The organism is Nitrosomonas ureae (assembly GCF_001455205.1).
GTDB classification, from domain to species: domain Bacteria; phylum Pseudomonadota; class Gammaproteobacteria; order Burkholderiales; family Nitrosomonadaceae; genus Nitrosomonas; species Nitrosomonas ureae.
The window spans coordinates 114,875-127,380 of record NZ_CP013341.1 but is presented as its reverse complement, the minus strand read 5'-3'; the positions used below and the strand labels follow the sequence as shown (position 1 = coordinate 127,380).

General features: G+C 43.3%; 12 protein-coding genes. 6 read left to right on the top strand and 6 right to left on the bottom strand.

What is annotated here, in order from left to right; all coding sequences use genetic code 11:
- Positions 1–46 precede the first annotated feature (46 nt).
- The 3 genes from ATY38_RS00705 to ATY38_RS00695 all read left to right on the top strand — a co-directional run bounded on the left by ATY38_RS00705 (position 47) and on the right by ATY38_RS00695 (position 3,822).
- Entirely contained in the window at positions 47–565 is a 519-nt protein-coding gene (locus tag ATY38_RS00705; RefSeq protein WP_062557601.1) for a lipocalin family protein, read from the top strand.
- A 37-nt stretch (positions 566–602) separates the two neighbouring features.
- On the top strand, positions 603–803 hold the full coding sequence (locus ATY38_RS00700) for a DUF2905 domain-containing protein (RefSeq protein WP_062557600.1): 201 nt from the start codon (positions 603–605) through the stop codon (positions 801–803).
- Between the two features lie 106 nt (positions 804–909).
- Positions 910–3,822 carry a tetratricopeptide repeat protein gene (locus ATY38_RS00695; protein WP_062557599.1) on the top strand — a complete coding sequence of 971 codons (2,913 nt, stop codon included), beginning with the start codon at positions 910–912 and terminating at the stop codon, positions 3,820–3,822.
- Positions 3,823–3,837: 15 nt separating this feature from the next.
- Here the strand turns inward: ATY38_RS00695 and ATY38_RS00690 are convergent, their stop codons facing one another.
- From ATY38_RS00690 to ATY38_RS00680, 3 genes are all read right to left on the bottom strand, one after another.
- Positions 3,838–4,020 carry a hypothetical protein gene (locus tag ATY38_RS00690; protein WP_062557598.1) on the bottom strand — a complete coding sequence of 61 codons (183 nt, stop codon included), beginning with the start codon at positions 4,018–4,020 and terminating at the stop codon, positions 3,838–3,840.
- Between the two features lie 189 nt (positions 4,021–4,209).
- On the bottom strand, positions 4,210–4,650 hold the full coding sequence (locus tag ATY38_RS00685; RefSeq protein WP_062557597.1) for a DUF2231 domain-containing protein: 441 nt from the start codon (positions 4,648–4,650) through the stop codon (positions 4,210–4,212).
- Between the two features lie 20 nt (positions 4,651–4,670).
- The gene (locus ATY38_RS00680; RefSeq protein WP_062557596.1) at positions 4,671–5,009 is read right to left on the bottom strand and encodes a hypothetical protein; all 339 of its coding nucleotides are present in this window, start codon (positions 5,007–5,009) and stop codon (positions 4,671–4,673) included.
- Positions 5,010–5,203: 194 nt separating this feature from the next.
- Here ATY38_RS00680 and ATY38_RS00675 point away from each other — a divergent pair, with 194 nt between their 5' ends.
- Positions 5,204–5,770: a helix-turn-helix transcriptional regulator gene (locus tag ATY38_RS00675; protein WP_235590351.1), complete on the top strand. Its 567-nt coding sequence runs from the start codon at positions 5,204–5,206 to the stop codon at positions 5,768–5,770.
- Positions 5,771–6,071: 301 nt separating this feature from the next.
- On the opposite strand, the gene smbP is transcribed toward ATY38_RS00675, so the two are convergent.
- Positions 6,072–6,422 (bottom strand): small metal-binding protein SmbP, encoded by a 351-nt coding sequence (gene smbP / locus ATY38_RS00670; RefSeq protein WP_062557594.1) that lies wholly within the window; start codon positions 6,420–6,422, stop codon positions 6,072–6,074.
- A gap of 404 nt (positions 6,423–6,826) precedes the next feature.
- Here smbP and ATY38_RS00665 point away from each other — a divergent pair, with 404 nt between their 5' ends.
- On the top strand, positions 6,827–9,868 hold the full coding sequence (locus ATY38_RS00665; RefSeq protein WP_235590350.1) for a bifunctional diguanylate cyclase/phosphodiesterase: 3,042 nt from the start codon (positions 6,827–6,829) through the stop codon (positions 9,866–9,868).
- 379 nt (positions 9,869–10,247) lie between these two features.
- Here the strand turns inward: ATY38_RS00665 and ATY38_RS16775 are convergent, their stop codons facing one another.
- Together ATY38_RS16775 and ATY38_RS16770 are read right to left on the bottom strand one after the other, a co-directional pair.
- The gene (locus ATY38_RS16775; RefSeq protein WP_250635668.1) at positions 10,248–10,478 is read right to left on the bottom strand and encodes a DUF1614 domain-containing protein; all 231 of its coding nucleotides are present in this window, start codon (positions 10,476–10,478) and stop codon (positions 10,248–10,250) included.
- Positions 10,453–10,920: a DUF1614 domain-containing protein gene (locus tag ATY38_RS16770; RefSeq protein WP_250635667.1), complete on the bottom strand. Its 468-nt coding sequence runs from the start codon at positions 10,918–10,920 to the stop codon at positions 10,453–10,455. The genes ATY38_RS16775 and ATY38_RS16770 overlap by 26 nt, the downstream gene beginning before the upstream one ends.
- 334 nt (positions 10,921–11,254) lie before the next feature.
- Here ATY38_RS16770 and ATY38_RS00655 point away from each other — a divergent pair, with 334 nt between their 5' ends.
- Positions 11,255–11,845, top strand: a complete 591-nt coding sequence (locus tag ATY38_RS00655) for a cytochrome P460 family protein (RefSeq protein WP_062557592.1) — start codon at positions 11,255–11,257, stop codon at positions 11,843–11,845.
- Positions 11,846–12,506 lie beyond the last annotated feature (661 nt).

Here is a 12,506-nt window from a genome sequence, read left to right as displayed (position 1 = left end):
GAATATGCCGATTACCCGGTATTAACGACATCATGAGTATTTGAAAATGCGTTCTCTTTTAATTGGTTCTATTGTATTTTTGCTCAGTGGGTGTTTATCTATACCCTATAATATCGCACCGGTGGACGGATTTGAACTCAATAAATATTTGGGGAAGTGGTATGAAATTGCCCGGCTTGATCATTCGTTTGAACGTGGACTGGAGAACGTGACCGCGGAATATTTTTTGCGCGATGACGGTGGTGTCAAAGTTATCAATAAAGGTTTCTCGGTGGTGGAAAACAAGTGGAAAGAAGTGGCAGGCAAAGCATATTTCATTAGAGGTCAGCAAGAAGGTTATTTGAAGGTCTCTTTCTTCGGTCCATTTTATGGCGCCTATATTGTGTTTGAATTAGATCGGGAAAACTATCAATACGCTTTCGTGACCAGTTATGACAAATCGTATCTTTGGTTATTAGCAAGAACACCGGCGGTTAGCGATGCATTAGTTGATCAGTTCATGCAACGAGCTGCAGAACTGGGTTTTGCAACGGATAAGTTGATATTTCCGCGGCAGGATGAATGAAAACGATAAGCTTTGCATGTTGACCGGATAAAGCGGTATGCAACAGATATTGATTACCTTAGGAATCATTTTGCTGGTGCTGGGTTTGTTATGGTCTTGGTTATCGCAGTTACCCTTAGGGCGCTTACCCGGCGATATTCATATCGAGCGCGAAAATTTTAGCTTTCATTTTCCGTTGATGACCGGTTTGGTGATTTCCATTGTACTGACACTGATTATGTGGTGGTTGCGTAAGTAAAGTTTTTCGCGTCTGCTGAGCTTTTTTATTTTTTGTTAATTCCCACGGTGTGTTTCCGACTTTACTTTATATTCACCCCCGTCACGCTTGCCATTGATTATAAAGAATGCTTGACCTTACTCTTTCCAAAGAACAACAAGAAATATTGGCGAAATTCCTGGATGACAAAGACCGGGATGCAATAATTCATCAGTGGCTTAAGGAATGGGGCCTGGGTCCATTGCAAACGCGCGTGATCACACGCATTCTTCTACCTAAATTAGTCAAGTATCTTGGCCAAGGTGGATTGGAAGTCTTGCAGTGGCTGGATGATAAGCTAAAGCAACGATTTTCTGCCTATCATGCACTTAGCGAAAAGCTTGCCCAAGCAGTTCTGTTCAAAATTACGCGCGCAAAAACACTGGAATCCTTGATCGTACTGCGTAATACAGTATCACAACACGTCGATCCAGAACAATGGAAAGTATTGGATCAGCAGACCAAACTCTGGATTCAGCAATTCAACCGGTTAGACTTGATCAGTTGTAGCCTGGGCGAACTCAAAGCGCCCATTCGCTTGCAGATTGATCAGCCTAAACTGGATAGCTGTCAGCCGTCCAGCCGCTGGTTACGAGCATATAACGATTTTGTCCCTCTGCTGGGCCGTGCCCATGAATTACAGCAACTGCAATTCTGGTGCAATTTCGATGCAAAGTTTAGCTGGCAGGTCATGATCGGCGAAGGTGGCATAGGAAAAACCCGTCTGGCGCATGAATTTGCCAAAGTGTGCCGGGATACGCCATGGGACAGTGGTTTTTTGGATCATGCAGCACTTGATCAATTGGTGCAACACGATCAATTTGCCAATTGGGCGTTGATGGTCGATACCCTGATCATCATCGACTACGCTGCCACCAAGCTGGAAAGTCTGAAAAAATTGATACAGCAATGCGTGCGTATCACCCGCGATGAAACGATACAACCCGCGGCCAAATTACGCATATTGTTGCTTGAGCGCCATGCCGAACGAGAACAAGGCTGGATGAAAGAAATTTTGACAACCGGCGAAGGCGCATTGACCGACGACATCCAGGATGCCTGGCAACCGGCCATGAAGTTGCTACCGCCGCAGCATCACGATACAGAGCAAACCATGCAGGAAATTCTGCAAGCAACCCTGACAAGCTGGGAAAAGCTGCAGAAAAAATCTGCACCGCAACTGCCACATTTTTCTACTGCCGATTATCAGCAGCTTTGGCGTAATACTAGCGGGCGACCGCTGTATTTGCAAATGGCCGCATTGCACAATTGCGAGATAGGTTCCGCCAATCAATTTCTGACATGGCGTTCTGCGATGTTGTTGCAACAAGCCGTCGAGCGCGAGCGCGGCTATCTACGCAAATTATGCAAAGCGGCTGGTGTTCCGATGACATTGTTGGAGCGGATGGTCGCGTTGCTGGTTTTTTCCGGAAAAATATCCCTGCAGCACCCATATTTGTTCAATATCATTCGACAGGAAGCTGAAAACTGTGGTTATCCGCAAACCGAACCCGCTAAGACGGGTAACGTGCTCGATCAATTCCTAGCCGATGCGAACCGCGCCGATGGGATGCTCAATCCGATTCAACCCGATCTGATCGGTTCAGTGTTTGCCGTTACTATTTTGCGCCAAGGCGCTGGCTTACAAAAAACCTTGCAGCATGCCATCGTGCTGGGTGGCGAAACGGCCTGGGCTAATTTATTGCGTTCTACGCAAGACTTATACCCAATCGATGATTTGGCTCTGGCGGATTGGCTGATTCCATTGTTAAATCATCAATCCCGGAATGAGTTATGGCAGATTGCCGGTATGTTGCCGCAATACAGTGTTTCCTTAAGGAGTTTCTCGGTTAGAGTATATCAAGCACTATTGAGTCAATCTGTTGCTGAAGATTTACCGGAGCAGGCATTGATTTTCAATAATCTGGGTAGTTTGTATGGTGAACTGGGACGTCACGAAGAGGCGCTGGAAGCGGTACAACGTGCAGTTGAAATGCGGGAATGTTTAAATGCAAAGAATTCAGGTGTGTTTGAGCTGGATCTAGGGGGTAGTTTAAATAATCTGGGTATTCGTTATGATAAATTGGGCTTTCTTGAAAAAGCGTTAGAAGCAACGCAACATTCAGTTGAGATTTATGAACGTTTAAGCGAAAAGAAACCAAATGCATTCGAAGCGTATTTGGCGATAATTTTAAACAGTCTGGGTAATCGTTATCGTAAGTTGGGATATCGCAAGAAAGCGTTGCAAGCGGGACAGCGCTCGCTTGAAATACTAGAACGTTTAAGCGCAAAGAATCCCGATGCATTTGAGTCGGATATGGCGAAGAGCTTGAACAGTCTGGGTGGTTTCTATAGCGAGTTGGGACATTGCAAGGAAGCGTTGAAAGTGGCGCGACGTGCAGTTGAAATTTATGAACGTTTGAACGCGAAAAATCCCGATGCATTTGAGCCGGATCTGGCGAGTAGTTTGAACAATCTGGGATTATTTTACAGTGAATTGAAACTTCACCAGGAAGCGCTGGGAGCGGCGCAACGTGCAGTTGAAATTTGCGAACGGTTAAGTGAGAGAATTTCAGATAGATTTGAGCCAGATTTGGCGATGAGCTTGAACAATCAGGGTCGTTTCTACCATGAGCTGGGTCAACGCGAAGAAGCTTTAGCAGCGGCGCAACGTGCAGTTAAGATTTATGAGCGATTAAGCGGAAAAAATCCAGACGCATATGAATCGGGTTTGGCGATGAGTTTGGGTACTTTGGGTTCTATTTTTCGCGGCAATGAGGATGCGCTCGCCGCAGCAACATTCATCCGTGGAATTCAGGTATTAAGCCGCTTGTTTTTCCGGATGCCGATGGCATTTGACCACTTGATGGTCAAACTCTGCAAAGCCTATTTTTCTTGTTGCGCACACGCGGGACAAGACCCCGATGAAGAATTATTGATACCCATAATGGAAAAACTGGAAGCATTGAGCAGCGAATCATCCGCAGCGGATTCCAATTGAAATTCGCTTGGATTATCAGGTAATTTCGCCTGTTATTTCCTTCGTCAATTGATGAACCACCTTACCATTGCTATTTTGCAACATCACTTGCAAAGGCATTTTTGCCCCGCGCATATCTGGCGCAGGAAAGACAAAGATCGTATGACGCCCTGTAACTTCGAGGTAGTTTTGTATATGCTTCGGTGATCTCCTGGTCATTTAGGTTTGGTTTTGGCAGCGGCGAACGGATTTCTTCATGGTTAAATTGAGAAAAAAGGTCATTTTGATAGTTTTAGCTTAATCAGAAATTAAGAGATTTGGATGAAAGATTATACGAGGTAAATTGATACAGAGGCACTATCGATAAGTCAGAAGTTGCATTACAACAAATGAGGAGGGATGGTCAGGTTATTGATTTAAATTTTCTTTCTTTAGGTGATGAATACCTACACCGTGTTCATACACGAGCTTTCCTCCCATCCAGCCTGCACTGCAAAGAAAAATGAATCCCATAATCGAAAAAGAAATGGCCATTAAACCTGGTTGCTCAAGATGTGTGCCATTTAGACGCAGAAACAAGCTGACCGCATAAAAAGACCAACTGATCATCATAAGTATCATGTGCTGATTCGCAATCTTGAGTGCAGGGCTCTGTTGATCGATTTTTCCAAGTTCCAATAGGCCGGTCATCATGGCAAGCAATGCGGTGATCGTTCCGATGATAAGCAACACCCCAGCTACCCACCCTACTTGTTCATTTGTAAAGAGACTGGCAATGTCTGCCATTGTTGCAAGAAACCAAGTTGCGATTGGAAAATGAACTAACATTGGGTGGATAGGGTGTTTCATGTGGATTATTTCCTGGCTAGCTAAATAAACAGACTCAGTAATGTGAGAAAACCGGCCACCGCCACACCTGCATGGATGAGCACGACATTTTTCGGTGCAATGCTACCCTTTACATGGATCGAAGCGAGATAGAATCCACCTAATGCAGCCACTACAAGCAAACCAAGCGCGGCCGTCAAACGTCCGTCTCCTGAGCCTTCCAGAACCAGCAGAATTAACATGACCAGACCTGTTGCACCTAATAAAGCATGCACTATGGACAAAGACCAGGGTGCTAACTGCCCGGAAAATATTTTCATGGCTAATACAACGCCACCGACAGCTGCAATTGCTAAAACTATGATTAAATATGTAAGCATTAATTTCTCCTCTCTTCCTATAATATTATGAGGATTTGTACTTTACTTTATATTTTGGAGCTTTTGCAATAAAAATATGCCAAAACTTTTAAGATTAATTATCACAAAAAGCTAGAATGTTCTCTTTATCATTGCTAGGTCAGAGTCAACAATCCTTAGTCACCGCTTTACTTCGCCACCGCAATGGACTTACGGTGGATGAGCTGTCACATTTATTATCTATTTCCCGCAACGCAGTGAATCAGCATCTTTCCAGTCTTGGCAGTAGTGGTTTTATTCAGAGCGCTATGCTGGAAAGTACAGGGGGCAGGCCGAGCAAAATTTACTCATTATCTCCGAGCGGCCTAGAGTTATTCCAAAGGCGCTATTCGTTTATTGCAAAGCTGCTTCTTTCCTGGGTTGATAAAAATCTGGGTGAACAGGAGTCACAACTGTGTTTGCGCTCACTTGGAGAGCAAATGGCCGGAGAATTTGAAAGTCGTATGACAAAACAATTGTCATCTGCTGATAGATTGCGTGAAGTAGTGACCATTATGTGTGAGCTTGGTTATGATGCAAGCGTGAAGCAGATTTCGGAGAGATATACTGAGATTATCGCTAATAACTGTATTTTTTATAAGCTTGCGGAAGAATATCAGGGGTTCTGTGCGCTTGATTTGAGTTTCTTGGCTTCACTGTTAAAGGTTGATATCGAGCATAAAGAATGTATAGTCAAAAAAGGAAATTACTGCTGTTTTGCGATTGCAAGCCCTGTTGGTTAGAAATTTGCACGGCGCTTATACTTTAACAATACTTTTAGTCATGCCCACAATCGAATTTCATTAAAAGCCGATATCCTCAAGCCGACCGCACTCGGCGCTTGCAGTACCCAGGTTGCAGCATTGATTCTGTCACATTATTTTGCGCCGAGATTGCGCATGAACAACCGGGCTTGCAATAGAAAAATAAATGGTGTGGGTAGTATTGAAGAGGCTCTATAGAAGGACATTCTTAATGAATGTCTTGTCTATGATGTACCCCCCAGTGATACTGAGGGTACATATTCTGTACTAAAGTTAAAATTTAATTATGAGCTCTGCCACCGGACTGATGCATATGGCTATGGGCTTCTTCGGCATGCTTGGTTGCTTCATCGGCATGTCCCATTTCAGCGTGCTTGATAGCTTCATCTAAATGCTTGACAGCTTGATCCATATGAGCATCGGCACCTGCTGCCAATGCTGCATTAGCTTGATCCCGGCTTTCCTTGGCATGCTCAAGCAATTCTTTGGCATGCCCCATTTTCCCATGCTTGATAGCTTCGTCAATATGTTCCATCGCCTTCATTTTCTCTGGTGCGTCGGATGCTGTAGCCTGGGTACTCAAGAAAAGCGCCAATATTCCAATTGCAATAATATTTGATATCTTTTTCATGACTATTACTCCTTATGATATTGAAGATAATTAATATCAAAACATCCTTAAAAAGATTGTGCTATTTGACCGCACATAGCAATTGTCATGGAAAAGGCCGACTTGCTGGATACTTTCGCATAGCACATCCCTTCTTTATATCATATATCGCTACAAAACAGTAACACTAAAAATTGAGATGCAATTGGCACGAGTTGTTGTGTTCCTGCAATGCCAAAGATTGCTTATCACAATTTTCCGAATAACCTACATTACCAGTACATGATAACTATTTTTATGTAACCTCATAAGCTGTATAGTCCGCAATAACAAATATGAGCCCTAGTCTGGAAAGCATTTTTGTGTAACATAAGATAATGATTCTTATGTTTAAATTTGATTCTCCAATTTTAATACTGAAGCAAATGAAAAAAAAGAAAACTGCATCATTGGTGTTTCAGATTTTAGGGGTTGCTTTATTAACCATAATCTATTTTGCGACCGGCAAATTGGGTTTGATTTTTCCTTATATGGGATCGAACATCACCTTATTCTGGCCTCCCGCGGGAATAGCCCTTGCGGCACTCATGGTTTGGGGATTTTGGTGCTGGCCGGGTATTTTTTTGGGTGCATTGCTAGTCAATTTAACCACCGGTGATCTTATGTTATCCACGGCCAGTCTCATTGCATTAGGTAACACTCTAGGACCGATATCAGGTGCGATATTGCTTAAGCAAGTGGTCAATTTCAAAAATGATTTTTCGCGCAGCCGCGATTTGCTGGCTTTTATCCTCATCGTGCCGGGTTGTATGTTATTGCCATCCAGTCTCGGTGTGTTGGCTTTATTTATTAGTGACAATCTGGTAGCGGATCAGATACAACAAGCCTGGCTAGGTTGGTGGTTTGGCGATATTGTAGGCATATGGATTTTTGCTCCGCTATTATTAGTTGGGGTAACTTCTTATAAAAATAAGCCAACTCGTCACGAAGCTTTAAACGTTGAATCCATCTTTATTATCATTGTCTGCGTTGTAATTGCTTGGGTGGTATTCGGAAGTGCTTTTGCACTCGGAGATTTGCAACTATCACTCGCTTTTCTGGTATTCCCTCCTTTGATCTGGGCATGTTTGCGTTTAGGTACGGTTGATGCTGTGCTAGCAGCAACGGCTATTTCCATGATAGCAGCCTGGGGTACTGCGCAAGGCCTGGGTCCTTTTGTAAATGGTTCTTTAACGCTAGATCATTTTATTTTGTGCGTTTTTGTCGCCACCAATATGATGATCGCATGCTCAATCACCGGCCTCCAGACTGCGCGCAAGAATGCTCATCGAGATTTAGTGAATAGTGAGTTACGTCTGCGTCTGGCTCTGACTGCTGCCAATGAGGGCCTGTGGGATCTTAATGTCCAAACGGGAGAAGTATTAGTAAATCCGGAATATGCGTTGATGCTTGGTTATTCGCCCCATACATTTGTAGAAACTAACAGTAAATGGCGGGAGCGCTTGCATGCGGAAGATCAGGAACGGGTATGTCGAATTTATCAGGAATACATTAGCGGTTTGCGTGAAGATTATCAGGTGGAATTTCGACAGCTTACACAGCAGGGCACTTGGAAATGGATATTGTCACACGGTAAGCTGGTGGAATACGACGATCAAAATCGTCCGTTGCGTATGCTGGGCATACACACCGATATTGAAGAACGCAAAACCAGAGAAATCGCTTTAAAAAGAAGTGAGGAAGCGCTGAATCACTCTTTGGAAGAATTAAAGCTATCCGAAAAGCATCAGCGTGAGCTACGTATTTTGGCGGAGCGCGAACAAAGCCGTATGGGTGCCTTGCTTGCAGCCATGAACATTGGTATTTTGTTTGAAGATAACGAACGTCGGGTTGAATACGTGAATCCGGCTTTTTTGAGGATGTGGTTAGTCAACGAACATGACGATCTGACAGGATTGCCTACGAAAATTGTTCTGGAAAAATCCACAGAACGTTTTGCGCAGCCGACTCATGCCTCTAAGTTTGTTCTCAATGTTATGCATACGCATGAAATTAGCGAACGCTTCGAACTGGAGCTAAGCGATGGTCGCATGCTAACCCAATTATCGTATCCGGTTACTGATGCAGAAGGTAGGCTATTAGGACGGTTATGGATTTACGAAGACATAACGCAAGAACGTCAAACCGCTCAGCAATTGTTGTATTTAGCCGAGCGTGATCCGTTAACCGGCCTTTACAATCGACATCGCTTTCAGGAGCAACTCGAATCTTTGATTGCAAACTGTTTGCGTAGCCGGGGAAAATTTGCTTTGTTATATTTCGACCTGGATGATTTCAAATATATCAATGATACTTTCGGGCATAGCGCGGGTGATACGGTATTAGTCAGAGCTGCCGGTGAAATATCCAGCATTATTCGGCAGATAGAAATTTTCGCCCGGCTCGGCGGTGACGAGTTTGCCATACTCAGCATTATTCATCCGGAGGAGGAAATAAATGTTTTACCCTCCCGCATTATCACTGCTATTTCATCCATTCCATTGCGTTTTCATGGTAGAAATATTCGTCTTACAAGCAGTTTGGGTGTAGCGATCTTTCCAGAGCACGGCGAAACCACCGAAGATTTGATTGCGCATGCGGATACCGCGATGTATCAGGCCAAAAACCAAGGCAAAAACACATGGGCAATTTATGATTCGGCACGAGATGATTCGGAGGCTATGTTGCAACGAATGACATGGCGTAGCAGAATCGCTCAGGCATTGGAGCAGGATCTGTTCGAGTTGCATTTTCAAGGCATTTATTTAACCAGTGATAAAATGCTCAGTCATATTGAGGCACTGATCAGAATGCGGGATCTGGAGCGATCGGGTCACTTGATCATGCCAGGTCAATTCATTCCAATTGCTGAGAAAAGTGGTCAAATTCTGGATATTGATCGTTGGGTTATAAAAGAGTGTATCGAGAAATTGGCCAATGATCTTAGTATGCCACCACTGGCGATCAATATTTCCGGGCGAACATTCGATGAGCCTTCCTTACCGCTTTATATTCGAAAATTATTGATGGAACGAGGTGTTGAACCTGGTCGCCTGATTATTGAGTTAACCGAAACCGCTGCCGTTTCTGATATTCAGGATGCTCAACGTTTTATTGAGTCCATTCATCAGTCAGGCTGTAAAGTGTGCCTGGATGATTTTGGCAGTGGTTTTTCCACCTTTGGTTATCTTAAGTACTTAGGCGTGGAGATTCTGAAAATAGATGGTCTGTTTATCACTGGCTTGCACAATAATCGGGACAATCAGGTTTTTGTTAAAGCGATGGTGGATGTGGCGCATGGATTAGGAAAAATAACCGTGGCGGAATACGTTGAAGATGAAGATACCTTTAGGATGGTTAAAAAGTTGGGTATCGATCTGGTGCAGGGATATAACTTCGGTAGACCCAGTAAAACGTTACCCAAATAAGTTAGGCTATATTTAAAAATTTGATGGTTAAATAAACATCCTGCAGCAAGTTGCTAAAATGTTTTATTGCGGATGCATCCATATATTCAGTTAGTTTGATTCCGACGGTGTCCTGATCGACAAGACCACAATCAACGGAAAGATAGAATGGGTATTACGAGTTGTCAGCCGGAAGTATCGCCTGCGATTGATAGTGGAGCACAAAGACAGATGTGTTAATGTCCGTTCTCCTGAAACTCATATTGAGCAGGGAATATAAGCATGACAAGGGGGCGGTTATGTGGTGACGCTGCGGCTCTCCGTTTGAGAGTCTTGTAGGTTATTCCTTCACTTGTTTTTGTCTTGATCAGCTGCTTCGAAAATGTTTTTCAATGGCCTGTTAGGCCAGCAGAGCCGCTACAATACCGGTGATGAATATTCCATCAAATGTACCTGCACCGCCGATCGAGGCATACGGTGCGCCGAGCCGGAAAATATCCTTTATGCGCAATAAATCTGCGCCGATCAATACTCCTAATGTGCCGCTGATATACGCTAACGAAGCACTTTGTTCCGGACTGATTGATAATCCCACTAATGCGACACTAATTGGAGCGATCAGAACCGGCATGCCGATGCCAAGCCCCTGAATCGGACGACTGAAGACATAGATAGCTGATGCTGCCCATGATAAAGATTTCCAGCAGTGTGAACGAGAGACTCAGCGTGCTATTGGAAAACAAGTAAATCGATAGCGTCACCGGTATCAAACAGCCTCCAAGATTGATAAAAATCTGTGTTTCATTATGAAGTGATGGTGCGGGGCTTCCAATCGAATCCTTACAGGCAGGGTGTGTGAATGCCTGCTTAGATGTATTTCTTTTAGTTTTTGTGACGGGTAGATTCACGGTGCTGCCAAGCAAGGAAAGAAACAGTACCATCAATCCAAATTCCGGCGACAGCCCCAGCTTTACAAGAGCAAAAGACAGTAACTTTACCTGGATTAAAATCACCAGGATGCCGAGTAGAGCAATGAAAAATAGCAGGTGAATCGGAGAAAAATAGTTTTTCATCAGATTGTAGGGTATCAGAGTGTGAATATACTGCTCAGTGGCATTATTCTTTAAATTCAGTAGAAAGAAATTTGATTATGATGTTTCTCCAAGAACTGGTTTAAGAATAGCTACGATAAAGAGAGTGCGGTCGAACTCGAATTTTCCTGGGTGTCAATTAGAAATAAAATAATCAATAATTGTTTATCTGCAAGACTTGAAGGGCTATATTCGCTGCAGTAAGAGAATGATAATCCCTTGACGAAGACACTTTGTCTAACTACCATAAAAAAGGAAGGCAGTACAAGTTGTTGCTGTTTTCTGTATGTTTCTTTAACTAACTTAAGGGCTTATTATGTTACAGTTTAAAAAAACGTTATTAAGCAGTATTGCTCTCGTATTGTTGTCCATTGCGTTGGCAAATCCAGTGATTGCTTCAGATGCGCATCATGCACACAAAGGGCTTAATTATGGTAGCTTTACTAAAGAACATGTATTGCTAACTCCTAAAGGCTATCGTGAATGGGTTTTTATTGGTGCATCTGTGACACCCAATGAATTAAACGATGATAAAGCAGCCTTTCCAGAATTTCATAATGTCTATATTGACCCTACCAGCTGGGATCACTGGAAGAAAACAGGTGAATTCCGTGATGGAACAGTTATCGTTAAAGAGTTAGCTGGCGTTGGAAGCAAAGCCTCACCCAGCGGAAATGGCTATTTCCCAGGCGAGTTCAATGGTATTGCCGCTATGGTGAAAGATTCCAAACGCTATTCTGAAAGGCCTGGCAACTGGGCATTTTTTGGTTTTGAATCGTATGAAGCCAAACAAGGTATTATCCAAGCTGATGAGGCATGTGCTGCCTGCCACACGGAACATGCTGCACACGATATGGTCTTTACCCAATTCTATCCTGTATTACGTGCAGGTAAGCCCAGTAAATAAAAATAATGATGTATGTCAAGCTTTGATCTGAGGTGATATAGGAGCCTCTGAATAGCATTGTTTGCCATTTCGGATAGTGAGGGAATTTTTTAGAGTCATCATATAGATTTATCCCCGCATGTGAAATGACGGTTATTCGGAGGCTCTTTTAGTTTTCCATTTTGTGGCTGAGGAAAAGTATGCCGGAGAAGAGAATGTGGTTCAGTTTGAGACTACTGATCGGTGAGTGAGAAATTGCTCTACTATCGCCTGCGAGTATACGATAAAGCCTGAACCCCCTTTTCTGAGGATCAAGTCGCTGAAAAAATCCATGTGGCGCGAGCTGACCATATGCCATACCAAGCAATTGCCTAACGACCATCCGCTATTGAGAAACAGCAAGCAAGAATTGCTCAGAAAAATGCATTCAATGAATGTTTAAAAAGGATTGTTGCTCCTCTGCTTATTTTTGCGAACATCTCATTTATATTGAACGCAATAAGAAGTGCCTGCATGAATTAGCGTAAGAAAGAAGACGGCCACACATTTGCTACGAAAAATTTTGATGAATTAGGCAATTTGACGTGTGATGAATGAAGTTTGAAAGTTATCTTTTTATCGGGCATTTCGTTAAGTTAAACATAATTCTAATGGCAGTTTCCATCCTTAGTTACAAGTCCCG